Origin of the sequence: Leeuwenhoekiella parthenopeia (assembly GCF_020782115.1) — a bacterium.
Taxonomy (GTDB): Bacteria; Bacteroidota; Bacteroidia; order Flavobacteriales; family Flavobacteriaceae; genus Leeuwenhoekiella; species Leeuwenhoekiella parthenopeia.
Genome location: NZ_JAJGMW010000016.1, coordinates 35,425 through 61,186 on the forward strand (window position 1 = coordinate 35,425; position 25,762 = coordinate 61,186).

The following is a 25,762-nucleotide window of genomic DNA, read 5'->3' on the forward strand; positions in this document are numbered from 1 at the left end:
TTAGCTTAAAATTCCCGAAACCTGCTCATTTACCCATTCTAAAAAGCGCTCGTCAGCTTCCGTAAAGGGGTCTGCGGTATTTGAATCAATGTCGATTTGACCTATGTTTTTTCCGTCAACAAATAGTGGGACAACGATCTCTGCTTTCACGGTAATGCTGCAGGCGATATAGTTGTCCTGAGCCTTAACATCTGGCACCACAAAGTTTTGATTGGATACGGCTACCTGACCGCAGATGCCTTTTCCAAAAGGAATTATGGTATGATCTGTAGGCTCGCCGGCGTAGGAGCTTAGTTTTAGTTCGTCTTTATCTCCATTCTTAAAATAGAAACCTACCCAGTCGTAATAATCAACTTCAGCACGTAAAAGCGTGCAAAGTTCTTCAAGACGGTGCTCTACCGAAAGCTGATCTTGTTGCAGAATAGTTGATACTTGTGGTTTTAGAGCTTCAAAAGTCATTTTTCTTGTATTTTAGGGCGGTTTTAAACCTGTTTTTTAGTGCTTCAATTGATTCGCAAATATAAGTCGGTACTTTCGTTTATCCTTACTTTTTTAGGGGTGTATCTCGTGTTGACGTTTAGTTATGCGATGTATTTGAAATATGCGCAGTCAGAAGTCTATTATCCAGATTATATCACACATCGCGTAGCTGAGCAGAGCGAAAGCCTGGTGAATATGATAGGATATCGTGGAGAGATTGAACCGCATCCAAACGAGGCTTCTATGAAATTGTATGTAAACGACCTGTTTGTAGCCCGTGTGGTAGAAGGTTGTAATGCAGTAAGTGTAATGATTTTATTTGCTGCGTTTATTTTGGCATTTTATCAGGGATTGCGCCCCACGCTGCTGTTTATTCTTGGTGGTGGTGTGCTTATCTATAGCATCAATATTATACGCATCGCCTTGCTGAGTATTGGTTTGTATCAATACCCGGATTATAAAGATCTTTTACACGACGTTGTTTTTCCGGGTATCATTTACGGGCTGGTAGTAATGCTTTGGCTTTTTTGGATTCGCAGGTTTAAAGGCCGGATGAAATGAGAAAAGGTCTTGTGATTTTAGTGTGTGCTGTTTTAATAATTGCTTTGGGGTGTATTCGCATTTTTCAACAGCAGTTGTTTTATGATCCGTTGCTTCTTTTTTTTGAATCGGCCTATCTGTACGACGCTTCGCTTCCTCAACTGGATTTTATAAAACTCATCGTGCACACCGGCATCCGTTTTTGGCTGAATGCTTCAATCTCCATTGTTTTTATTCTTTTGCTTTTTCGCAGCAGCGAAAATTTTAAAATACTGCTGCTTATTTATGCGGCGACATTTATTTTACTCCTAACAGCCTTCGCTTTAGTGCTAAATAGCTATACTATAGAGCTTAACCTGTTGCTTTTTTACATCAGGCGGTTTTTGATTCAACCCATGTTGCTCCTTATTTTAATTCCTGCATTTTATTACCAAAGGCTCAAGAGCAGCGCGTAGTTTGTATCTTTAGCCGGAAAATTGAATTTTAAATTACAAAAGCCCATAAGTGGCATTTGGTAAATAAAGGTCATTATCTACCAAAATAATTAACTGAACTCTAATTCTTGACAACATTTAAATAGATGAAAAAAGTACTTATAGCATGCGCTACGCTGGTGTTTTTAGCCTGCGGCGAAAAGAAAACAAAATCAGAAACGGTAAGCGTTTCTACTGATGCAACTCAGAAAGAAATCTATACGGGCAGTGAGCGTGAGGCACAGTTTGAAGACGAACAGGTTGCTCGGGTTTATGATGACTACAATTTACTCAAGGTTGCACTCGTCAATACCGATGCTGAGGCTGCCAGGGCTGCTGCTTCAAAAATGTTGGAAAGTATTAAAGAATTAGATGATGATACGGCTGATCTTTTGGTTGCTGCTCAGGATATTGCTGCCGCGACCGATGTAAACCTGCAGCGAGCCCGTTTTGAAGATTTAACCGCTGAGATTAAATCTTTGGTAGAAGCAAATATCGCCTCAGGTAGCCTGTATTATCAGTATTGCCCAATGGCTTTTGACGGGAAAGGAGCGTATTGGATTTCTAATGAGGAAAAAGTTTACAATCCGTATTTTGGAGATGTCATGCTCAATTGCGGTACGGTTGACTCTAAGATTGAATAACCCTCTGTCTGTTAAGGGTTTAAAGTTCAGAAATAAAAAAATCCCTTTGGTCAACCAAAGGGATTTTTGCTTTATAAGGTTTGCCTGTACGGCTTGCGCTTACATCATTCCGGGCATACCGCCGCCCATTCCTCCTGGCATAGCGCCTCCGCCTTTCTCCTCAGGAATGTCAGTCAATGCACACTCGGTAGTAAGAATCATACCAGAAACCGAAGCTGCGTTTTCAAGAGCAACACGGGTTACTTTCTTAGGATCTATGATTCCTTCGGTAAGCATATTTACATAACGCTCAGTCTTGGCGTCGTATCCGTAGTCTGCTTCACCTTCAATTACCTTAGCGATCACAACAGAACCTTCGCCGCCAGCATTAGCAACAATTGTGCGTAATGGAGCTTCGATTGCACGGTCAACGATTTTAATTCCGGTTGCCTCGTCTGCGTTTTCAGATTTTAGTCCTTCAAGAACGCGTTTTGCGCGAACCAAAGCAACACCACCACCGGCAACGATGCCTTCTTCTACAGCCGCACGGGTTGCGTGAAGGGCGTCATCTACACGGTCTTTTTTCTCTTTCATTTCTACTTCAGAAGCAGCGCCTACATAAAGAACAGCAACACCACCGGCTAGTTTAGCCAGACGTTCCTGTAATTTTTCTTTATCATAATCGCTGGTTGTAGTTTCAATCTGAGCTTTGATTTGGTTAACACGAGTTTTAATCGCGTCGCTTTCGCCACCACCATTTACAATAGTAGTATTGTCTTTATCGATGGTTATGTTTTCTGCAGTACCTAACATATCTACAGTTGCGTTTTCAAGTGTGAAACCGCGCTCTTCGCTTATTACCGTACCACCGGTAAGAATGGCGATATCTTCAAGCATTGCTTTACGACGATCTCCAAAACCTGGAGCTTTCACAGCAGCGATTTTAAGTGCACCACGTAATTTATTTACTACAAGTGTTGCAAGAGCCTCACCGTCTACATCTTCAGCTACGATAAGTAAAGGTTTACCTGACTGAGCAACCGGCTCCAAAACAGGAAGTAAATCTTTCATAGAAGAGATCTTCTTGTCGTATAACAGGATGTAAGGATTGTCCAGTTCAGTCTGCATTTTTTCACTGTCGGTAACAAAATACGGAGATAAGTATCCGCGGTCAAATTGCATACCTTCTACAACGTCTACGTAAGTTTCGGTACCTTTTGCTTCCTCAACGGTGATAACACCTTCTTTGCCTACTTTGCCAAAAGCTTCAGCGATCAACTCCCCAATAACGTCATCGTTATTTGCAGAGATTGAAGCTACCTGCTTTATTTTTTCAGAAGAGCTTCCTACTTCTTTAGCTTGTTTTTCAAGGTCTGCAGTGATTGCTTCAACTGCTTTGTCAATACCGCGTTTCAAATCCATCGGGTTTGCACCGGCAGCAACGTTTTTAAGACCTTCCTGTACGATTGCCTGAGCAAGTACGGTTGCAGTAGTTGTACCGTCACCGGCAAGATCGTTGGTTTTAGAAGCTACTTCCTTAACCATCTGTGCTCCCATATTTTCAAGAGGATCTTCGAGTTCGATCTCTTTTGCAACGGTTACCCCGTCTTTGGTTACCTGTGGGCCACCAAAAGATTTGCTGATGATTACGTTACGACCTTTAGGTCCTAGAGTTACTTTTACCGCGTTTGCGAGTGCATCTACACCGCGTTTTATGCCATCTCTTGCTGAGATGTCAAAGGTTATATTTTTAGCCATTTTTGTTAAATTTTTTGTTTTTCGCGAATGCGAAAGAATTGATAATTATTGCGTTAAACAGAAGTTGAATTAGATGATCGCCAGGATGTCGTCTTCGCGCATCATCAGGTAATCAGTTCCTTCTAATTTTAATTCGGTACCCGAATATTTTCCGTAAAGAACAGTGTCGCCCACTTTCACGGTCATTTCGTGATCTTTTTTACCGCTTCCTACAGCTACAACTTTACCTTGTTGAGGTTTTTCTTTTGCTGTTTCCGGAATGTAAAGTCCGGATGCCGTTTTGGTCTCAGCAGCCATCGGCTCTACCAAAACCCGATCTGAAAGAGGTTTAATGTTTACTCCCATTTTTCTATAAATTTTAGTTATTAATTTTTTCTTGAATGTGACCTCCAAAAGGCATAAAGTATGCCAGTCAAATAAGGCTGACAAAAAGGCAAAAAAAAGACCGCTGTATTGCGGTCTTCTAATTTATGAGTTGTCTAAACTGTCATTTAGTTATTATCTGTATCTGTAGCAGGAGCTGCATCGGCCGGAGCAGGTTCTGATAATGGCATAATGTTTTCCACATCTTCTCCTTCGATTACTTTAGACTCATTGCTGTCGTTGCCTCCAAAGATGGTTACGTTCGATATCAAAATGAGTACAAGAAGTACGGTTGCCAATCCCCAGGTACTTTTGTCTAAAAAGTCTCCGGTTTTTTTAACACCGCCTATTTGCTGAGTGCCTCCACCACCAAAAGAAGAGGATAGACCGCCACCTTTAGGATTTTGTACCATAATTACTACGATAAGTAGGAAGGCTACTATAATGATTAAAACTAAAAAGATTGGAAACAACATTGTATTACGTATTATATTTTGTGTTCGTCTTTCTTAACGAAGCACTATTTCTTTATTTACTTTCCTGCAATTGTTCTATTGCCCGAATTTGGTCTGCAAAGAAACCACTTTTTTCCGGATATTTCAAACTTAAAATTTTATAGGCCTGTTTTGCTTTTGTGTAGTTTTTTTGCTCCACATAAACCCGGGCCAAAGTCTCGGTCATCAGGCTGTCACTGGGTTTAAAGCGGTCTTCCAAATCGGTCTTTTTAAAACCGGTATCGGGCGGACTCACTTTGATTTTTGGATTGGTTTCAATAAAACGGTCAATAAGCTCGAGACGGCGGGCGCGGTCGGGATCGTCTTCGGAAGGGATTTGGGGTTCAATATAAGATTCAGAATCTGCGCGTATTTCTTCTTGTTCAGTCTGGGTTTCAGCTTCTTCTTCTATGGGAAGTGCTTCAGTTTCCCGGTTTATTTTATTAAAAGAAGTAAGCTTCAGCCATTCACTGAAGGAATGTGTTTCTTTTTTATTGAAGTCGAGTGGTTTACCTATTTGCAGTTGCTTCTCGGGAGTAGATTCTTCTACGGGTTCTTTAGGGATAAAAAAGTCGGGATCCAGAACTCTGTTAGCTTTGTTGACTTCTTCGGCGTCCAGTTGGGCTGAGACATCAGTAAACTCGTAAACAGCCATATTTTTAAGCTGAGCTTCCTGATTTTTAATTTGCTCGCTCACATCGGTCTGATTAAAGACTTCAGAAGTGATGTAGTCAAACAGCACACTCCGATCCTGCGTGTGTGCCGCTGTTTTTTTTAGTTCGGTATTGTAAAGGTAACTGTCTTCATTTTTAAGACCCTTTAGGTAGAGCGCACGTGCCGCCTGAAAATAGGGATAGGTCTTTACAATTTCTCTCAGTTCGAGGGACTGATCTGCGGTAATGCGGTCAGGATGTTCTAAAAGATAGGTAAAGGTTTCAACGTGCATAAGATTACCAGTTTGCCAGTGACGCCTGAAAAATATCTTGCGTGATGCGTTCAAAAATTTCTTCAATGGCCCCGTCCAGTACCGTTCCTACAGGTTGTGCATTACCGGCTATATCAACGAAAAATGAAAAGCGCTTTTCAAAATCGGCGCTTCCGTCTTCAATAGCTTTATTGGTAAAACTACACAAAACCACTATGGTCAAACGGGTTTGTGCCGCTACGTCATCTGAGGTCGCAGTTTGGGGTGCAAAATAGTAGTCGATTATTTCACCGGTGTACACCAGATCGGCTTCATTAAGATTGGTCGTAAGATTAAGACTGGTTTGGTTTTGTATTAAATCCTGTAAGGCAAAAGTAAAACGCTGGTCAATCCCCGGCTCAATCACCGCTGCGGTATTCTGAAAAAACGGAACTGCAAAAGTTTGTGCATTGCCTATGTCAACCCCGGTAAACGAATAAAACCCGCAGCTGTTGAACGTTAAGAGGCTTAAGAATAAAAAAGTCAGTTTAAGTTTTTTCATAGTTGCCGGTGTGCTAAGGTCTTAAAATGGTGTAACGCCTTTTTTATAAGTCGTATTGTTTGATTTTGCGATAGAGCGTGCGTTCACTGATGCCCAGTTCTTTTGCTGCTGCTTTGCGCTTGCCGTTGTGACGCTCCAGAGATTTTTCAATCAGTTCGAGTTCTTTTTCCTGAAGTGAAAGCGTTTCTTCTTCCTCTACATCTTCGGCAAAATGATATTTGTCTGAAGCCGGAGCGCTCACTACAGACTCCTGAGGAATTTGAAGCACCTCGGTAATATCTTCGGCACTCTCAAAAGCATCAGTATCTTCTTCCTGATAAATCTTTTTGATGAGTGATTTGTTTTCTTCCCTTACCGAAGCGTTGTTTCCGTTTTCCATCAACTCCAGCGTTAGCTTTTTGAGGTCGTTGAGGTCGCTTTTCATATCAAAAAGCACTTTGTATAAAATCTCGCGTTCGCTGCTAAAATCGCTTTCTCCTTTTTTAGATCCTACAACCGCAGGCAAATTTGCTCCGGTATCGGGTAAATAGGCGCGTAGTTTCTCTAGTGTAATGCTTCGGTTTTGCTCCAGTACCGAAATTTGCTCGGCCACATTACGCAATTGTCTAATGTTACCAGACCAGCGGTATTTCAACAAAAGCTGAACCGCATCATCATCAAGCCTTATAGTAGGCATTTTGTATTTACTGGCAAAGTCTGAGGCAAACTTTCTAAAAAGCAAATGAATGTCGTCTTTACGGTCGCGCAGAGGCGGAAGGCTGATCTCAACCGTACTCAGGCGATAATATAAATCTTCCCTGAACTTCTCCTGATTGATAGCCTCAAACATTTTTACGTTTGTGGCAGCTACAATGCGCACATCAGTTTTTTGGGTTTTTGACGAACCAACTTTTAGAAATTCGCCGTTTTCCAAAACACGCAGCAAGCGTACCTGAGTGGGAAGCGGCAATTCGCCCACTTCGTCCAGAAATATGGTTCCGCCGTCAGCCTCTTCGAAATAACCGCTTCGGGTTGAAGTAGCACCGGTAAAGGCGCCTTTTTCGTGACCAAAAAGTTCACTGTCAATGGTTCCCTCAGGGATAGCGCCGCAGTTTACGGCTATATATTTATTGTGTTTACGGTGCGAAAGCGCGTGTATGATACGCGGAATACTTTCTTTACCCACACCGCTTTCACCAGTAACCAAAACCGAAATATCTGTAGGTGCCACCTGAATGGCTTTTTCTATTGACCGGTTGAGTTTGGGATCATCGCCTATGATACCAAAACGTTGTTTTATCGCGTGAACTGATTCCATAGTTTGCTCTTAATTGTTGTCTGAATAACCAACAGCCCTGCCCAAAAGGGTGGTGCTGGTGCAGTCTAAAATTTCAACATTTACAAAATCACCTACTTTATAATGTTCTTTAGGGAAAACAGCGACTGTGTTCTGGGTGGTACGCCCGGCCCATTCTTTATCGCTTTTCTTCGATTCTTTCTCTATAAGTACTTCAACTGTTTTGCCTAATTGTTTTTGAGTGTTGTGCAAAGAATGTTTTTGCTGAAGGGCAATGATTTCGGCCAGGCGCTCTTTTTTAACTGCCAGTGGCACGTCATCCTCGAGTTTTCGCGCAGCTAAAGTACCGGGACGCTCGCTGTAGGCAAACATAAAACCAAAATCATACTTCACATACTCCATAAGACTTAGCGTGTCCTGATGATCGGCATCGGTTTCGGTTGGGAAGCCGGTGATCATATCCTGAGAAATCGCACAGTCCGGGATAATCTCCCGAATGCTGTGAATCAGGTCAAAATACTCCTGACGGGTATGCAGGCGGTTCATTTCTTTAAGAATACGGTCGCTACCGCTCTGCACCGGCAAGTGAATGTACTTGCAGATATTGGGATATTTAGCCATTGTTCGAATCACATCCAGTGTCATATCCTGTGGATTAGAGGTCGAAAAGCGAATGCGCATTTTGGGCTGTGCTTCGGCAACCATAGCAAGTAGGCCTGAAAAGTTTACAGCAGTGGCCTTGGCCATATCGCTGGCTTTGTCAAAATCTTTCTTGAGTCCGCCGCCATACCATAAAAAGCTGTCAACATTTTGTCCGAGCAGGGTCACTTCCTTAAAGCCTTTAGCGGCAAGATCATTTACTTCCTCTACGATGCTTTGGGGATCGCGGCTGCGTTCGCGTCCACGGGTGAATGGTACAACGCAAAAGGTGCACATATTGTCACAACCTCGGGTAATACTCACAAAAGCAGTCACACCGTTGCTTTGCAGGCGAACAGGCGCGATATCTCCGTAAGTTTCTTCTTTAGAGAGAATGACATTTATAGCATCGCGGCCTTCTTCAACCTCGCTCAATAAATTGGGCAAATCTTTATAGGCATCAGGTCCTACAACCAGATCCACGATTTTTTCTTCTTCGAGAAATTTGCTTTTAAGGCGTTCTGCCATACAGCCTAAAACACCAACTTTCATAGCCGGATTTACTTTCTTTACGGCATTGTATTTTTCCAGACGCTTGCGTACAGTTTGCTCGGCTTTATCGCGAATGGAACAGGTGTTTACCAAAACCAGATCTGCATCTTCCAGCGATTGTGTGGTGTTATACCCTTCCTTAGAAAGTATAGAAGCGACAATCTCACTGTCGCTAAAGTTCATCTGGCAGCCATAGCTCTCGATGAATAGTTTTTTGGTGTTGGTCTTTTGAGGCTTAAGAACCAGAGCTTCGCCTTGTTTTTTTTCGTCAATAATCTTCTCCATAAACAAACTGCTTCCTTAAAATAGTGGGCAAAGATACAATTAAGCCCAGTTGTGACAAAGTGTCACTAGCTTATAATTTAAATCATTTTGATCCTAACGTGATTTGGGCTGAAAAAACTTAGTGGCGAGGGATAAGCAGGATTTCTTTTAATTTTGTCTAAGTTCGTTGCAGCAAGCTTAAACAGGTCTATATTTAGGTCTTGTCTGGCGCATTGTAGGGGCTTAGCGGTTAAATAATAAAATTTCTACTACTTTTGCCTAACTCAAGTCAGAAATAAAGGAACTTGTAGCCCTTGATGTAAGGGCAAATCGCTTCAAAAAATCACTATGGCAAAAAATCTGGTAATTGTTGAGTCACCTGCGAAAGCAAAGACGATAGAAAAATTTTTAGGTAAGGAGTACAAGGTTGAAAGCAGCTTTGGTCATATTGCCGATCTTCCTACCAAAGAACTTGGCGTAGATGTAGAGGGCGATTTTAAACCAAAATATACCGTTAACAAAGACAAGAAGGCTGTTGTAAAGAAGCTGAGGGATCTGGCTAATAAAGCAGAGACCGTATGGCTCGCGAGTGATGAGGACCGGGAAGGAGAGGCAATTGCCTGGCACCTCGCCGAAGAACTGAATCTCGACAAATCAAAGACAAAGCGCATTGTTTTTTCTGAAATTACCAAAAAGGCGATTTTAAAAGCGATAGAAAACCCAAGAGAAATTGACTACAATTTGGTTAATGCGCAGCAGGCACGTCGTGTGTTAGACCGTTTGGTAGGCTACGAAATCTCTCCGGTTTTATGGCGAAAAGTAAAGGGCGGACTTTCGGCAGGACGGGTACAATCGGTATCTGTGCGTCTTATTGTAGAGCGCGAGCGCGAAATACAGGCTTTTAATACCGAAGATTATTTTAGAGTAGATGCAGAGTTTGCAAATGCGGAAGGAAAAACTTTAAAAGCAAAGCTTCCGAAGAACCTGGATACCCGAAAAGAGGCAGAAGACTTTTTAAATGCGAACGCAAATGCAACCTTCAAGGTAGATGCCTTAACGACCAAGCCGGCTAAAAAGGCACCGGCACCACCATTTACAACTTCAACCCTTCAGCAGGAAGCTGCACGTAAGTTGTATTTTTCGGTAAGTAAGACGATGACTCTGGCACAACGCTTATATGAGGCGGGTCTTATTACCTATATGAGAACCGATAGTGTCAATCTTTCGCAGGATGCCAAACAAGGTGCGGCTGATGAGATTGTTGCAGCATACGGTGAGAAATACCATAAGGAACGCAATTATAAAGGAAAGAGCAAAGGAGCTCAGGAAGCTCACGAGGCAATCAGACCTACCGATTTTAGCAAACACAGTGTAAATATCGACCGGGATCAGGCGCGTTTGTACGAGTTGATCTGGAAACGGGCAATTGCCTCACAAATGAGCGAAGCCCGTCTGGAGCGTACTAACGTTCAGATTGCTTCTTCAAACCATCCGTCAAACTTCACAGCTAATGGCGAGGTAATTAAATTTGATGGATTTCTAAAAGTTTATCTGGAAGGTACCGATGATGAAGATCAGGAAGAAAGCGGGATCCTTCCGCCATTGCAAGAAGGAGAAGTGCTTGACAATCTGTGGATCACAGCAACAGAACGTTTTACAAGACCGCCGTATAGATACACTGAAGCTTCTTTGGTTAAAAAACTCGAAGAACTGGGTATAGGTCGTCCTTCTACTTACGCACCAACCATTACCACCATTCAGAATAGAAAATATATCGAGAAAGGAAATGTAGAGGGGACCGAGCGCGAATACGATTTGCTAACGCTTAAAAACGGAAGCGTTAAGGCTAAAAAGTTGACCGAAAAAGTGGGTTCAGACAAAGGAAAACTGGTGCCTACCGATGTGGGGATGGTGGTAAATGACTTTTTGGTCAACCATTTTGAAAATATTCTGGATTACAACTTTACGGCCAAGGTAGAGCAGGATTTTGATGAGATCGCCGAAGGTAATGAGGAGTGGACCAAGATGATGAGAGATTTCTACAAAGATTTCCATCCTCAGGTAAAAGACGTGGCCGAAAATGCAGACCGTGAAGTAGGGGAGCGTGTTTTGGGTACAGATCCTAAAACAGGTAAACCGGTGAGTGTGCGTTTGGGTAAATACGGTGCGATGGTGCAGATAGGTTCTGTTGAAGATGACGAGAAACCGCAGTTTGCAGGTCTTTTGCCCGATCAGCAATTAGAAAGCATCACCTTTGAAGAAGCGATGGATTTGTTTAAGCTTCCGCGGGATTTGGGTGAGTATGAGGGCGAAACCGTTGAGGTTAACAATGGCCGTTACGGACCTTATGTGAAGTTCGGGAAAACTTTTGTTTCCCTGCCTAAAGGTCGCGACCCTATGGAAGTTGAGTATGACGAGGCTGTAAAATACATCAAAGAAAAGCAAAAGGCCGATGCGCCTATCTACGAATACGAAGATAAGCCTGTAACCAAAGGTGTGGGGCGTTTTGGGCCTTTCATCAAATGGAACAGTATTTTTATCAATGTCAATAAAAAATACGATTTTGATAACCTTTCAGAGGATGATATCATAGAGCTTATTGAAGATAAAAAGCAAAAAGAGAAAGATAAAATCATTCACAACTTCAAGGAAGAAGGAATTCGGGTTGAAAAAGCCCGTTGGGGACGATCTAACATCATTAAGGGGAAAGTGAAGATCGAATTGCCTAAAACTGTTGATGCGGCAGAACTTACGCTCGAAGAAGTAAAAGATATCATCGAGAAACAGGGGCCAAAACCCAAGAAAAAAGCTGCAAAAACAACAAAAAAGAAGACAACCCGTAAGAAGACAACGGCAAAAAAGAAATAATTCATGGCATTTGAAAATTTGCTTCCGGTCTCTGATGCCCTTTTGGCACAGGCGGGCTTATTTAATGAACAGCGACTCTTCAATCAGCTTCAAATACATTCGCGGGAAGAGGGTTTGCCGGAACTAGAGGATCTTGATATCGTGATCATTGGGGTAAGAGAGCGCCGTGGTGCAATTGAAGAGCAGGAAGATTATCTTGATTTTTCAGCGGTGCGAAAAGCTTTTTATACTCTTTTCCCCGGAAACTGGCATTGTAAGGTTGGTGACCTGGGTGATCTGGATGCCGGCGATCAGCTTTCAGATACCTATTACGCACTTAAAGAATTGATTAATGCCTGCGTTAAAAATGAAGTGATCCCCATTATTCTGGGCGGGAGCCAGGACTTGACCTACGCTTTATACCGCGCGTTTGATGATTTGGACCAGATGGTAAACCTGGTCAATGTAGACAGTCGTTTTGATTTGGGGAACAGCAGTTTGCCCATTACCCATCAATCGTATGTGGGCAAAATCATAGTTGATCAACCCTATAATCTGTTTAACTATTCTAACCTGGGTTATCAGACCTTTTTCAACAGCCAGGAAGAAATAGATTTGATGGAAAGGCTTTATTTTGATGCGTTTAGATTGGGTAATCTTACCGCAGATATCAGCAGGATTGAGCCTGTAATGCGAGATGCGGATATCGTGAGTTTTGACCTGTCGGCAATACAGGCAGATGTGCTTGGTTTTATGCACCCGCAGCAGAGTAATGGTTTTAATGGGCGGGAATCCTGTGCTATCGCCCGTTACGCAGGCTTAAGTGACCGGGTGCGTGTTTTCGGGATTTTTGAGTATCAGTTAACCAGCGAAGCTACGGTGTCTGCGTCGCTTGTAGGTCAAATGATCTGGTACTTTGTAGAGGGTGTTAACTTCAGGATGAATGAATCACTTTCTAACCGGGATGAAGATTTTTTGCATTACACTGTCCCTGTTGAAGATGAGATGCTTAGCTTTTATAAAAGCCGGAAGTCAGACCGCTGGTGGATTGAAATTCCATTTTTGGAAGGTGTTAATACTAAATTAAAAAGGCATACGTTATTACCTTGCACTGAAGAAGATTACATAAACGCTTGTAATCAGGAGATTCCGGAGCGATGGTATAAAGCAAAGCTTAAGAATGAAATATAATTAACAATTTATTTAGATTTTCGGGTAATTTTCATGAAAAAATTGCTTTTTAGCATTTTTATAGATAGGTTTACCGTCTCAAATCTAGATTTAACATAATTAACCTATGAAGAAGTTTCTTGCAATTATTGCAATTGCGAGCTCGTTGATTGGTTGCGGTCGTAACGATCGCGGTGAGCTTGTTGGGGCAAAAGGCAAAAAGTGGAATCCTGAAAAGCCCTATGGGATGACTTTAGTGTCTGGAGGGGCTTACATTATGGGTAAAAGTGATGACGATATCGCCGCCATTAAAGATGCCCCTACCAAAACGGTTACCGTCCGCTCGTTCTACATGGATGAAACCGAAATTACCAATTCAGAATACAGACAGTTTGTGCAATGGGTACGGGATTCTGTTATCCGGGCACGTTTAGCTATCGAGGCTGATCTTATGGGTGAAACTCCGGGTAATGGTACCATAGGGGATTATGCTTTTATAGATTACGATCCAGATGACATGACCCCGTACGAGCAGTATATGTATGATAATTACTACAGTCTTAGCGATGATTACAGTGACCGTAAATTAAACTGGGACATTGATTTAATTGATGATCCAATGGATTATCCTGACGAATCCTATGTAATGGTTATGGATTCTATGTACATTCCTCTTGAAGAAGCATACAACGGTCAGCGTACCATTGATGTGGAGAAGCTGGTGTTTAAATACAAGTATTTGGATATTGAGGCTGCGGCCCGTAAAAAGAACGGTTCCAGAAAAGATTTTATAATTACCGAAGAGACTAAGATTTATCCTGATACTACGGTTTGGATTAAAGATTTTGCCTACTCCTATAATGAGCCTATGCACAACGATTACTTCTGGCATAGCGCTTATGATGACTATCCGGTTGTTGGTGTAAGCTGGCAACAGGCCAAGGCTTTTTGTCAATGGCGTACAGACAACAAAAACTCGTATAAAAAACAACGCGGGCAGGAGCTTGTAAACCGTTTCCGTCTGCCAAGTGAGGCAGAGTGGGAATATGCTGCTCGTGGAGGTCTCGAAGGTGCTACCTATCCTTGGGGTGGGCCTTATACCAAAAATGACCGGGGTTGTTTTATGGCAAACTTTAAGCCGCTGCGAGGAGATTATGCTGCAGACCAGGCACTTTATACCGTAGAGGCCGACGCTTATGAGCCTAATGACTACGATTTATACAATATGGCGGGTAATGTTTCAGAATGGGTGGCTTCATCCTATGATCCTAACGCCTATGAATATGTTTCTACAATGAACCCAAACGTAAGCGATCCTCTTAATGCGCGAAAAGTGGTACGTGGCGGTTCCTGGAAAGATGTGGCTTACATGATTCAGGTAAGCACTCGTGATTATGAATATGCTGATTCAGCCCGAAGCTATATAGGCTTTAGAACGGTACAGGATTACCTTGGCGTTGATCAGGATGTAAATATGCGTAATGGTGCTTCGCGCCGCTAATTAACCCTAAATATATTTCCCCAAATATATCTTAACCTAATTTCACTTAACTAAAAATCTTTAAAAATGGCAAGCGCTAAAACAAAAAAGAAATTATTAAACATGGCTTATGGCCTTGGTGCATCTGTTGTAATCCTGGGAGCATTATTTAAAATCTTACACTGGGAGTTAGGCCCCCTTAACGGTGGTACCCTTCTGGCGATAGGTCTTATTACTGAAGCTCTGATTTTTGCCTTATCGGCTTTTGAACCCGTCGATGATGAGTTAGACTGGTCTTTGGTGTATCCTGAATTAAAGGGAGAACTTGCAGTAGAAAAGCCTAAGAAGAAAGAAGAATTTACAGAAGCAAAAGGTTTATTGTCTGAAAAGCTTGATGCGATGCTTAAAGAAGCGCGTATAGATGCAGAATTGATGAGCAGTCTGGGTACCAGTATCCGTAGTTTTGAAGGTGCTGCAAAAGGTATGGCTCCAACTGCAGAAGCTATGAACTCTACTAAAAAATACAGTCAGGAGATGGCACTTGCTGCTGCTCAGATGGAGTCTTTGAACAGTCTCTATAAAGTTCAGGTAGAAACTGCCGGACGTCAGGCTGAAATTAACAACGAAGTGGCTAATAACGCCGGTAAGTTGAAAGAACAAATGGAAAGTTTAGCAACCAACCTGTCCTCTCTTAATGGTGTGTATGGTGGTATGTTGTCTGCAATGAGCAAAAGATAACTGAATTAGTTAAATTCATTTAATTCAGTAGAAAACTAGCACTATGGCAGGAGGAAAACAAACCCCAAGACAGAAGATGATTAATTTGATGTATCTCGTGTTTATCGCGATGCTTGCATTAAATATGTCAAAGGAGGTGCTTTCAGCATTTGGTCTACTTAATGATAAGATAGCCGAAGCGAATGTCACTTCAGAACAAAGAAACCAGGCTTTTATGGCCGGTTTGGCTGAAAAAGCCTCAGAACAACCCGCTAAATACGGGCCTATTCAGGAGAAAGCAAAAAAAGTAAGCGAGCTTTCTGCAGATTTAGATGGTTATATCGCCAATCTAAAATCAGAAATGGTAGCGACTCTTGAAGATCCTAAAGACTATGAGACTCAGGATAAAACAGACTTTTTAGATCAGCGATTTTTTCAGGGTGATCAATTAAGCGCAGAAGGTGAAGCCTTCAAAGCGAAGATTGAAAACTTTAGAAATGAAATGATTGCATTAACTGAAAAGGATTATCCGGCTATAGCTGAAGAGATCAAACAAAAATTTGAGACCAGTCCTGTAGAAAACCGCGACGGTAAAGAGGTAGAATGGTTGAGCTATAATTTTGAAGGCTTCCCAATGATTGCTTCAAGAACCAAGCTTACTCAAATGCAAGCTGATATTAAGACCACTCAAAGTGAACTCTTATCGGCTATGCTTGCCGGTGAGCAGGCAGCTCAACTATCTATGAAAAACTATCAGGCTATTGTGATTCCAGATAAGAGCGCTTTTTTCTCAAGTGAAAACTTTAAAGGAAAAGTGGTTTTGGGTCGTTATGACAATACCTTGAATTTTGAAAAGGTTATTATAAACGGAAAAGAAGTTAAGGCATCAGCGGGAGAGGTTAGTCTGGAGTTTCCGGCAGGAGCCGTTGGTGAGCGTAAAATTGAAGGAGAGCTTCAGTTTAAAGAAGGAGATGAAATTGTGACTATACCTATTTCAGATACCTACGCAGTAATTAATAAGCCCAACTCGGCAACCATTTCTGCCGATAAAATGAACGTGGTATATCGTGGGGTTGATAACCCGATGACCATTAGTTTTGCAGGAGTGGCTGATAACAATGTTTCGGCAAGCGCTCCGGGTCTTTCAAAAGGATCAGGAAGCAGTTATGTTATGAGACCCGGTCAGGGACGTGAAGTTACCATTAGTGTTTCCGGTACTATGGCTGACGGAACTAAAGTAAGTGACTCTAAGCAATTCCGTATTAAAGATATTCCAAACCCGATAGGAACGGTTCGTGGAGAAGACGGTATACTAAAAATGCAACGTAATTCGTTAGAAATTTCAGAAGTAGGTGCAGCCTTACCTGATTTTGACTTTGAGTTAGGTTTGCGTGTTACCGGTTTCAAATTTAACGTTCCCGGGCAGCCTACCGTACAGGTAAGTGGGAACAGACTAGACTCGCGTGCAAAAGATGTATTACGCAGAGCGCAACGCGGGGAAACGGTACAAATATTTGATATCGATGCTCAGATTTCAGGCAACAGCAGTTACAGACTTAAAAAAGTGTCGCCTGTATTGATTGAGCTTACCAATTAAAAGAAATGATTATGAGAGGCCAGAAGCTATTAACACTTGTTTTGTGTTTGATGACCGGAGGTTTGAGTATGTATGCTCAGACTAACATTCTCAATGCAAAAATGCCCGGTGAGATGTTTGAAAAGACCGAAGGGCAACGGGAGTTGGATAACGACAAACCCCTTCCTTACGGGTATGTGGATAGTCGTGATGTGCTTTGGGGTAAAAACACGTGGGAGATCGTTGATCTTGATGAGCGCATTAACTTTCCGCTGTATTATCCTATAGATACCAATAATATTGGTTCTGACCGCAGGCCCTTATATGATGTTTTGGTAAAAAATGCCCGGGAAGGAAAACTGGATATTTACGCAGATTCGTATTTCAATCAAAAAATCGCTTTAGAAGATATCTCAGCGGCTTTATCGAGAGTAGATACCACAGATTTAGGTATTGAGCAAATCAATGCCGGCTATGAGGTAGACGAGCAATATATAGATCGTCGTGATATTTCTGCTGCTGATATCGAGCAATATTGGATAAGGGGATACTGGTATTTTGACAAGCGTCAGGGAGAATTGAAGTACCGTCTTATAGGTATTGCACCCGTCGCTCCTGATGTAAACTTTATTGATGAGGAAGATCCGGTGATGGTGCCTTTATTCTGGGTGTGGTATCCTACGGCGCGTGAAATTCTTCACGAGGCCAAGGTATTTAACCCTCAGAACTCAGCTCAGCCTTTGTCTTTTGATCATTTGCTGAATTCAAGACGTTTTAACGGCGTTATTTATCAGGTAGATAACATCCAGGGAGATCGGGAAGTGAAAGAGTATATCGCAGACAACGCAATGATGCAGCTTCTGGAGTCTCAACGCATTAAAGAGCAAATCCGCAATTTTGAAATTGATATGTGGAATTACTAAATGTAAATTCTCTAAAATCTTGAAAACGCCTTTTTATAAGGCGTTTTTTTATGGGTATAGCTAAGGTCAGATCAGACTGGGTTGCGTTCTCAGCTAGTGCGGGATGTTATTCCTACTGAATTTTTATTCTTTTAATGAGAGGTTTGTTTACTTTGTAACCTATGAAGACGGTTGATTATATAGTTGTAGGTTTTGGTCTGGCAGGTATGGCTTTTTGCGATCAGCTGGAGCGGCATGATAAGACTTTTGTTGTGGTAGATGGGCGTTTTCCTTCGGCTAGTAGAGTGGCAGCAGGACTCATCAATCCGGTTATACTAAAGCGCTATACTATTCCCTGGAAAGGTGAGGAGCAATTTGATCTGGCTCTTGATTTTTTTAATAGCGTAGCAGCCCGTCTCGATCTGGAAGCTGTTGATTATATGCCTGTGCATAAATTATTCGCTTCGGCAGAAGATCAGAATAATTGGTTTGAAGCTTCAGATAAACCCGTTCTTAACCGGTTTTTAAGCGATGTCTTGCTCAAGGATACTCATCTGGTGCACACGCCCTACGGTAAAGGTCAGGTTCTTGAAAGCGTGCGTATTCAAATTAACAGGTTGCTTGATGCCTATGCTGAAAGATTAAAGACTGAGGAGTGCTACATCGAGACTGGTTTTGATTATGACAATCTAATAATTAAAGATCAATACGGCATTGAGTATGGTGATATTGCAGCCAAACAGATCGTGTTTGCCGAAGGTTTTGGGCTTAAAAACAATCCGTATTTTAATAAACTTCCGCTTGTGGGAAACAAAGGGGAGTATTTGATCATCAAAGCACCAAAGCTTCAATTGGAGCAGGCATTGAAATCTACTTTTTTTATCATTCCGCTAGGTGATGATTTGTATAAGGTAGGGGCCACGTTTAACTGGAATGACAAAGATGCCTTGCCTTCGTTAGAATCACGCGGGGAACTGGAGGCTTATTTGGCCAAAATACTGAAGTGCGATTACGAAGTTGTCGATCAGCAGGCCGGAGTGCGTCCTACTACGGGAGATCGAAGGCCTCTTTTGGGCAGGCATCCACAACATCCACAACTTGTTTTGCTAAACGGTCTTGGTACCCGCGGAACTATGATGGCGCCTTATCTGGCCCGCCTGCTTTATGAACATTTAGAAAGCGGGATTCCGCTTGATGATACAGTTTCTATCTCGCGTTTCCCTAAGAAGTTTTAGCTTTCTTCGGGTCGTATTTAAAGAAAAAATTCACCCAGATATTTCGACTCAGGCGCATAATGACCGGAGCAAGAACAAACAACGTAGCAACGATTGTCAGAAATGCCGTAAGTAAAGTTGAGCCCAGAAAGTAATACGAGATGATAAAAGCCGCTACGGCAAATGCCACACCTACGCCATAGCTTACATACATAGCTCCGTAAAAGAACGAGGGTTCGATTTTAAATTTGGTATTGCAATGCGGGCAGTGCTCGTGCATTTTAAGTGTTTCAGACAGTTTGTAGGGATTGGGGTCCCTATACATCCCGGCTTGATGGCATACAGGACAGCTTCCGGTAAAAATGCTGTAGAGTGGGTTTCCTTGCAAAAGTTTTTTCATGGGTTTCGTTTTTACCAAATGCCTGCGGCTTTAAACCACTGCAACCCGTTTCCGGAAAATTGATTTGGCTTATGCCTGGTAAAATTAAGGTTTTAGGCTCGGGATAAATATGACTTTTAGCATTAAAATGCATTTCAAATAGACTCTGCAAATCTTGCATTAAATGGTAACTTTGCATCTTTAAATTTTTAGCTATGCTTAACATACATAATCTTTCGGTTAGTTTTCAAGGGTCTTATCTTTTCGAAGAAGTGACATTTAGATTAGGAGAGGGAGACCGCGTAGGTCTGGTGGGGAAAAATGGTGCCGGAAAGTCAACAATGTTGCGCATAATCTCCGGGGAACAGGAATACGATACGGGCCAGATCGCAACCGATAAAGAGGTAGAGATTGGTTTTCTTAAACAGGATATCGATTTTGTTGAAGGGCGTACGGTGCTTGAAGAATCGTATCAGGCTTTTGAGAAGATTAAAAAGCTGGAGAAGCGCCTTGAAGAAATAAATATAGAGCTTGCTGAGCGTACCGATTATGAAAGCGAATATTACCATGACTTAATGGTTGAGCTTAATGAGGTACAGCAACAATATGAAATACATGGCGGTTATAATTATCAGGGAGAGACCGAGCGCATCCTGATGGGACTTGGTTTTTCGCGTTCAGATTTTAACCGAATTACCGATACCTTTTCCGGAGGATGGCGTATGCGTATTGAGCTTGCTAAACTCCTGCTTCAGAACAATGATGTACTGCTTCTCGATGAGCCTACAAACCACCTTGATATTGAATCAATTATTTGGTTGGAAGGTTTTCTGCGTAATTATACCGGGGCGGTAGTAATCGTATCACACGATAAAATGTTTCTCGATAATGTGACTAACCGAACCATCGAGATTTCATTGGGAAAAATCTACGATTATCCCAAGCCGTATTCTAAATATCTGGTGCTAAGACAGGAAATGCGGGAGCAGCAACTGGCTGCACAGAAAAATCAGCAACGCGAAATAGAACAGACCGAAAAACTGATCGAGAAGTTTAGAGCCAAGGCCTCTAAAGCTACAATGGCTCAGTCGCTCATCAAAAAACTTGATCGTATGGATGTGATCGAGGTTGATGAGGATGATAATAGTGTGATGACCTTGAATTTTCCCGTATCTGTAGTGCCCGGGAAGGTGGTTGTAGAGGCTGAGAATGTCTCAAAAAGCTATGGCGAAAAAACCGTGCTTAAAGGTATAGACCTTCTTGTTGAACGCGATAGTAAAACCGCTTTTGTTGGTCAAAACGGTCAGGGTAAATCTACTTTGGCAAAAATTATTGTTGATGAGATCAGCTACGAGGGTAGGCTCAAGTTGGGGCATAATGTACAAATAGGTTATTTCGCCCAGAATCAGGCAGATTATCTGGACGGAAACAAAACCGTACTCGACACCATGATCGACGCCGCTAATGAAAAAAACCGCAGTAAAGTGCGTGATATTCTCGGCTCCTTTTTATTTCGCGGAGACGAGGTTGAGAAGTACGTGCGGGTACTCAGCGGAGGGGAGCGTAATCGCCTGGCACTGGCCAAACTCATGTTGCAACCCTTCAACGTGCTTGTGATGGATGAGCCTACAAACCACCTGGATATCAAATCTAAGAACGTACTTAAGGATGCTCTTAATCGTTTTGAGGGTACTTTGCTGATCGTTTCTCACGACCGGGATTTCCTGCAGGGATTAACCAAAACGGTTTACGAGTTTAGAAATCACCAGATCAAGGAATATCTGGGAGACATCGACTATTATCTGGAGCAGCGTGAGGTAGAGAATATCAGGGATATTGAAAAGAAGGATAAAAAAGAGAAAGTAAAGCCGGTTGCTTCAAAAAACACCTACCACGATCAAAAGAAGTTTAAATCGCTTAGTAATCAATTGAGTAATACTGAAGCCGAAGTACAAAAACTAGAGCGTGAACTCAAAAAAATGGATGCAGAACTGGCTCGTGATTACGAGAAGACTTCAGCCAAGCCCGATTTTTTTGATAATTATAATGCAGTCAAAAAAAATCTGGAGCGCTCCATGGAAAAATGGGAAAGCCTCTCTGAAGAACTGGAAGAATTTAACTAGTCTTTAACTTTAGGCTTTTGTTAACTGATGTGGTAGGGTCTTACAGGTATTTTTGCTAAAATCTTATTAACTAGACAGAATGCTTACAGCTGTACGTACTATTATCGCGCTAATTATTGTGGGTGGCGCTGCCACTGCGGGATATTTTATCGCCAATCGGGATAAGGATATTCCTAAAGAAGTTGAAAAAGCGGTGAAAACCGTTTTTGTTGACGAAGTTCAAAATGGTACTGTACCCATAATTATTCCGGCAAACGGAAATTTGGTTGCAAAAAACAGACTGGAGCTATATGCCGAAGTTCAGGGCGTTTTTAGATCGAGTGCACATGACTTTAAAGTAGGCCAAACTTATTCACGCGGGGAAACCCTTCTTAATCTGGACGCTTCAGAATATTACACCACAGTACAGGCAGCCAAGAGCGAACTCTACAATGTAATCACTTCTATAATGCCCGACCTGCGGCTAGACTATCCGGAATATTTTCAGAAGTGGCAGAATTATCTCAACGGGTTTGAGATGAGCAGAACGGTGCCTCAGTTGCCCGAGACCGCTTCCGAAAAGGAAAACTATTTCATTACCGGCCGCGGAATCTTTTCGGCATATTACAACGTGAAAAACCTGGAAGAACGACTGGTGAAATATCGCATTACCGCTCCATTTAGCGGTATTCTTACCGAAGCCGCCGTAACGCGCGGAACCCTTATTCGTCCCGGTCAGAAATTGGGAGAATTTATAGATACCTCTGTTTATGAACTCGAGGTTTCACTGGGTAAAAAGTTTAGCGATTTGCTTGAGCTTGGAGAAGAAGTGGAGCTTAAAGATGCCGCTGGTGTTGCCTATACCGGTAAGGTGGTGCGCATAAACGGCCGGGTAGATCAGGGGACTCAAACCATCAAGGTTTTTATTGAAGTAAAAGGTTCAGACAGCCTTAAAGAAGGTATGTTTCTCGAAGCGCTGCTCAATGCCAAAGAAGAACTCAATGCCATTAGCCTGCCAAGACAGCTGGTGGTAGATAATTCAAAAGTTTATATTGTGCGCGACAGCATTCTTGACCTGGTAGAAATAGACCCGGTTTATTTTTCAGATGAAAATGCGGTGATCAAAGGTCTTGAAGATGGTACGCAATACCTGGCCAAACCCGTTCCGGGAGCTTATGCAGGAATGCGGGTTAAGGTGTATGGGGAGGAGTCTGCTAAAGCGCAAACCGAGTAGGCTTTATGAGAAAAATCATCAGTTATTTCATAAAGTACGATGTTGCAGTCAATATCGTCATTTTTGCATTTATCATTTTTGGAATCATTGGCGTGTTGCGCATGCGCTCGTCGTTCTTTCCACTTATAGATTCTGAAATTATAACCATAAATGTCACCTACCCCGGGGCAGCCCCTCAGGAAATTGAGGAGGGTATCATCTTAAAGATTGAAGATAACCTTAAAGGACTGGTAGGGATTGAACGGGTTACTTCAACTTCGAGAGAAAACGGGGGTAATGTGACGATCGAGATTGATAATGACGAAGATATTAACGTCATTCTTGCCGAAGTTAAAAATGCCGTAGACCGCGTACCCAGTTTTCCCAGTGGTATGGAGCCTCTTGTTGTTGCAAAACAGGAAGCCATACGGGAGACCATTGGTTTTGCTGTAAGTGGCGAGACCTTAGATCTTGCTACGCTAAAGCAAGTTGCCCGGGATATCGAATACGATTTGCGTGCGATGGATGGGATTTCCCAAATAGAAATCACCGGGTATCCCGAAGAGGAAATTGAGATTGCCGTAAGGGAAAACGATCTTTTAGCCTATAACCTCACCTTTGAGGAAGTCGCACAGGCTGTCTCCAGAGCAAACATTCTTACCACGGGAGGTAATATCAAAACCGAAACTGAAGATTATCTCATACGAGCCAATAACCGTGAATATTATGGTAAAGAGCTTAATAATCTTATTGTAAAGGCTAATCCAGACGGTTCCCTGGTGCGTCTTGGAGACATTGCGGTAATACGCGACCGTTTTTCGGAAACTCCAAATGCATCCTTTTTTAACGGGAATCTGGCGGTGAATGTAGAAATCAGCAATACCAATAACGAAGATCTATTGCCTACAGCCGAAAAGGTGAAGGCGTATATTGAAGAGTTTAATAAGAAATACGATGCAGTACATATAGACATTACCTCAGACTCTTCCGTAAGGCTGGAGCAGCGTACAAATCTGCTGCTGGTAAATGGTATTGAGGGAATTTTACTGGTATTGCTTTTTCTATCCTTTTTTCTGAATACCCGCCTGGCATTTTGGGTAGCTGCCGGAATTCCTGTAGCTTTTCTTGGGATGTTTATTTTCGCCGGAGGTTTTGGCGTCACCATAAATGTGTTGTCGCTTTTCGGGATGATTATTGTAATCGGGATTCTGGTAGATGATGGGATTGTCATTTCCGAAAATATCTATCAGCATTACGAGATGGGCAAGACTCCCATTCGCGCTGCGATAGATGGTACGATGGAAGTGATTCCGCCTATTATTTCGGCCATCATCACTACGGTTCTTGCATTTTCTACCTTTTTGTTTCTGGACAGCCGTATCGGGGAGTTTTTTGGGGAGGTTTCGACGGTCGTTATACTTACTCTGGTGGTTTCTTTAGTTGAAGCACTCATTATCCTGCCGGCGCACATTGCGCATTCTAAAGCCCTGGTGCGGGAAGAAGATCTGGATATCAGTTCAAAAAAGGGTTTTGATAAGTTTTTATATAAGCTGCGTTTTTTCAACGAGAAGGGCGATCAGTTTATGCAGTATATGCGTGACAACCTCTATACGCCCGCATTGCGCTTTACGTTAAAGAATCAGCTTATAACCCTTTCTATTATTATTGGATTGTTTGTTTTGACCATAAGTTCGATTATGGGAGGCATCATTGGGGTTACCATCTTCCCAAGTATTGCCAGTGACACGGTTTCGATAGACTTGCTTATGCCCGAAGGAACTAACCCGCAGCGTACCGATAGTATAATTACTATGGTAGAGCAGGCTGCCTGGAGGGTAAATGACGATTATACTGCAAGACAGAGTGGTAACAAACAGGTTGTTGAAAATATTATTAAGCGTGTGGGGCCCGGTAATAACAAGGCTTCCCTGCGTATAAACCTGCTTCCCGGGGAGTTTAGGGATTTTTCTTCGCCCGATATTACAAATTCAATACGCGATGAAGTGGGCGATGTGTATGGAGTAGAGCGGCTCACTTTTGGTTCCGGCGGAAACTTTGGCGGCAGCCCGATTTCGATTTCTCTTTTAGGTAATAATACCGAAGAGCTAGAGGCTGCAAAAGATGAATTGCGTATAGCGCTTGAGGATAATGCCCTGCTCCGTGATGTAGTAGACACAGATCCTGAGGGTATAAAAGAAATTCAAATCGAACTTAAAGAAACGGCCTATGCTCTGGGGCTCAATTTAAACTCGGTTATGAGCCAGGTGCGCGGTGGTTTTTTTGGAACCCAGGCACAGCGCTTTCAGCGGGGTCAGGATGAAATACGCGTTTGGGTACGTTATGACCGCGATGACCGCAGCAGCCTCAATGATCTGGATGATATGCGAATAGTGACTCCTTCCGGAGAGCGTATTCCGCTTAGTGAGATAGCTACTTACGATATAAGTCGGGGAGATGAATCCATCAGCCACCTGGAAGGCCAGCGCGAGATACAGGTCAATGCAGATATGGCAGATCCTAACGGGAGTGTAACAGACATTCTGGAGGACATCAAGACCAATATTCTGCCCGATATTTTATCGAAATATCCTACCCTTTCTGTTTCGTATGAGGGGCAAAACCGGGAAGCAGAAAAGCTTAGCAGTTCGGCAAATAAAGTCATCTGGGTTATACTCTTTTTGATTTATGCCACGATCGCTTTCACCTTCCGCAGTTACAGTCAGCCGTTTTTACTGTTGTTGATGATACCTTTTAGTATCATTGGTGTGGCATGGGGACATTACCTCAATGGCTTCCCTATAAACGTATTGTCGGCTTTAGGAATTATTGCATTGATAGGTATTATGGTTAACGATGGATTGGTGCTTATAGGTAAGCTTAACGGCTTCCTGAAAGAAGGGATGAAATTTGAAGATGCGATATTTGAAGCCGGTAGATCCCGTTTTAGGGCTATTTTCCTTACCAGTATCACTACTATTGCCGGTTTGGCGCCCTTGCTTCTGGAAAAAAGCAGACAGGCGCAGTTTCTTAAACCTATGGCGATTTCTATTTCCTTTGGTATTGCAATCGCAACCGTATTGACCCTGTTAATGCTGCCGTTGCTGCTTTCCATCTCAAACAAGATCAAAATCAAATCAGCTTGGGTGCGTACAGGTAAAGAACCCTCACGGGAAGATGTAGAGCGGGCTATAAAAGAATTAAAGCAGGATGAAGATGATGCGCATTAATTTAAAT

At 42.5% G+C, this 25,762-nt stretch carries 22 protein-coding genes; 13 read left to right on the forward strand and 9 right to left on the reverse strand.

Annotation, left to right across the window (positions count from 1 at the left end; translation table 11 throughout):
• Positions 1–459, reverse strand: a complete 459-nt coding sequence (locus LLW17_RS12450; RefSeq protein WP_099647362.1) for a GAF domain-containing protein — start codon at positions 457–459, stop codon at positions 1–3.
• Between the two features lie 39 nt (positions 460–498).
• On the opposite strand from LLW17_RS12450, the gene xrtF reads away from it, so the two are divergent.
• The 3 genes from xrtF to LLW17_RS12465 all read left to right on the forward strand — a co-directional run bounded on the left by xrtF (position 499) and on the right by LLW17_RS12465 (position 2,137).
• Entirely contained in the window at positions 499–1,041 is a 543-nt protein-coding gene (gene xrtF, locus LLW17_RS12455) for an exosortase family protein XrtF (protein ID WP_228230617.1), read from the forward strand.
• On the forward strand, positions 1,038–1,475 hold the full coding sequence (locus tag LLW17_RS12460; protein ID WP_228230618.1) for an exosortase F system-associated membrane protein: 438 nt from the start codon (positions 1,038–1,040) through the stop codon (positions 1,473–1,475). The genes xrtF and LLW17_RS12460 overlap by 4 nt, the downstream gene beginning before the upstream one ends.
• Positions 1,476–1,600: 125 nt before the next feature.
• Positions 1,601–2,137 carry a DUF3347 domain-containing protein gene (locus LLW17_RS12465; protein ID WP_228230619.1) on the forward strand — a complete coding sequence of 179 codons (537 nt, stop codon included), beginning with the start codon at positions 1,601–1,603 and terminating at the stop codon, positions 2,135–2,137.
• 99 nt (positions 2,138–2,236) lie between these two features.
• Here the strand turns inward: LLW17_RS12465 and groL are convergent, their stop codons facing one another.
• The 7 genes from groL to miaB form a co-directional block, all read right to left on the reverse strand.
• A complete protein-coding gene (gene groL, locus LLW17_RS12470) occupies positions 2,237–3,874 on the reverse strand; it encodes a chaperonin GroEL (protein WP_228230620.1) in 1,638 nt (545 codons plus the stop codon).
• Between the two features lie 69 nt (positions 3,875–3,943).
• The gene (locus LLW17_RS12475; protein WP_228230621.1) at positions 3,944–4,219 is read right to left on the reverse strand and encodes a co-chaperone GroES; all 276 of its coding nucleotides are present in this window, start codon (positions 4,217–4,219) and stop codon (positions 3,944–3,946) included.
• Positions 4,220–4,365: 146 nt separating this feature from the next.
• Positions 4,366–4,713 (reverse strand): preprotein translocase subunit SecG, encoded by a 348-nt coding sequence (gene secG / locus LLW17_RS12480; protein ID WP_228230622.1) that lies wholly within the window; start codon positions 4,711–4,713, stop codon positions 4,366–4,368.
• 52 nt (positions 4,714–4,765) lie between these two features.
• On the reverse strand, positions 4,766–5,677 hold the full coding sequence (locus LLW17_RS12485; protein WP_228230623.1) for a DUF8458 domain-containing protein: 912 nt from the start codon (positions 5,675–5,677) through the stop codon (positions 4,766–4,768).
• Positions 5,678–5,681: 4 nt separating this feature from the next.
• The gene (lptE, locus tag LLW17_RS12490) at positions 5,682–6,197 is read right to left on the reverse strand and encodes an LPS assembly lipoprotein LptE (protein ID WP_228230624.1); all 516 of its coding nucleotides are present in this window, start codon (positions 6,195–6,197) and stop codon (positions 5,682–5,684) included.
• A 43-nt stretch (positions 6,198–6,240) separates the two neighbouring features.
• Positions 6,241–7,494: a sigma-54 interaction domain-containing protein gene (locus LLW17_RS12495; protein WP_228230625.1), complete on the reverse strand. Its 1,254-nt coding sequence runs from the start codon at positions 7,492–7,494 to the stop codon at positions 6,241–6,243.
• 9 nt (positions 7,495–7,503) lie between these two features.
• Entirely contained in the window at positions 7,504–8,949 is a 1,446-nt protein-coding gene (gene miaB, locus LLW17_RS12500) for a tRNA (N6-isopentenyl adenosine(37)-C2)-methylthiotransferase MiaB (protein ID WP_228230626.1), read from the reverse strand.
• A gap of 327 nt (positions 8,950–9,276) precedes the next feature.
• Here miaB and topA point away from each other — a divergent pair, with 327 nt between their 5' ends.
• The 7 genes from topA (at position 9,277) to LLW17_RS12535 (ending at position 18,855) form a co-directional block, all read left to right on the forward strand.
• Positions 9,277–11,796, forward strand: a complete 2,520-nt coding sequence (gene topA / locus LLW17_RS12505; RefSeq protein WP_228230627.1) for a type I DNA topoisomerase — start codon at positions 9,277–9,279, stop codon at positions 11,794–11,796.
• A 3-nt stretch (positions 11,797–11,799) separates the two neighbouring features.
• Positions 11,800–12,966: a formimidoylglutamase gene (locus tag LLW17_RS12510; protein WP_228230628.1), complete on the forward strand. Its 1,167-nt coding sequence runs from the start codon at positions 11,800–11,802 to the stop codon at positions 12,964–12,966.
• A gap of 106 nt (positions 12,967–13,072) precedes the next feature.
• Positions 13,073–14,446, forward strand: a complete 1,374-nt coding sequence (porK, locus tag LLW17_RS12515; RefSeq protein WP_228230629.1) for a T9SS ring complex lipoprotein PorK/GldK — start codon at positions 13,073–13,075, stop codon at positions 14,444–14,446.
• A gap of 66 nt (positions 14,447–14,512) precedes the next feature.
• The gene (porL, locus tag LLW17_RS12520; protein ID WP_228230630.1) at positions 14,513–15,163 is read left to right on the forward strand and encodes a type IX secretion system motor protein PorL/GldL; all 651 of its coding nucleotides are present in this window, start codon (positions 14,513–14,515) and stop codon (positions 15,161–15,163) included.
• A gap of 43 nt (positions 15,164–15,206) precedes the next feature.
• Entirely contained in the window at positions 15,207–16,739 is a 1,533-nt protein-coding gene (porM, locus tag LLW17_RS12525; protein WP_228230631.1) for a type IX secretion system motor protein PorM/GldM, read from the forward strand.
• Between the two features lie 11 nt (positions 16,740–16,750).
• Complete coding sequence (gene porN, locus LLW17_RS12530) at positions 16,751–17,641, forward strand: type IX secretion system ring subunit PorN/GldN (protein ID WP_228230632.1); 891 nt, start codon at positions 16,751–16,753, stop codon at positions 17,639–17,641.
• Between the two features lie 161 nt (positions 17,642–17,802).
• Complete coding sequence (locus LLW17_RS12535) at positions 17,803–18,855, forward strand: NAD(P)/FAD-dependent oxidoreductase (RefSeq protein WP_228230633.1); 1,053 nt, start codon at positions 17,803–17,805, stop codon at positions 18,853–18,855.
• Here LLW17_RS12535 and LLW17_RS12540 read toward each other — a convergent pair.
• Positions 18,842–19,234, reverse strand: a complete 393-nt coding sequence (locus tag LLW17_RS12540) for a DUF983 domain-containing protein (RefSeq protein ID WP_228230634.1) — start codon at positions 19,232–19,234, stop codon at positions 18,842–18,844. The two genes, LLW17_RS12535 and LLW17_RS12540, sit on opposite strands and share 14 nt — an antisense overlap.
• 194 nt (positions 19,235–19,428) lie before the next feature.
• Between LLW17_RS12540 and LLW17_RS12545 the strand changes: the two genes are divergently transcribed.
• The 3 genes from LLW17_RS12545 to LLW17_RS12555 all read left to right on the forward strand — a co-directional run bounded on the left by LLW17_RS12545 (position 19,429) and on the right by LLW17_RS12555 (position 25,755).
• Positions 19,429–21,336, forward strand: a complete 1,908-nt coding sequence (locus tag LLW17_RS12545) for an ABC-F family ATP-binding cassette domain-containing protein (protein WP_228230635.1) — start codon at positions 19,429–19,431, stop codon at positions 21,334–21,336.
• A 79-nt stretch (positions 21,337–21,415) separates the two neighbouring features.
• Positions 21,416–22,549, forward strand: coding sequence for an efflux RND transporter periplasmic adaptor subunit (locus tag LLW17_RS12550; protein WP_228230636.1), 1,134 nt, complete (start codon positions 21,416–21,418; stop codon positions 22,547–22,549).
• 5 nt (positions 22,550–22,554) lie between these two features.
• On the forward strand, positions 22,555–25,755 hold the full coding sequence (locus tag LLW17_RS12555; protein WP_228230637.1) for an efflux RND transporter permease subunit: 3,201 nt from the start codon (positions 22,555–22,557) through the stop codon (positions 25,753–25,755).
• The last annotated feature ends 7 nt before the right edge of the window (positions 25,756–25,762 follow it).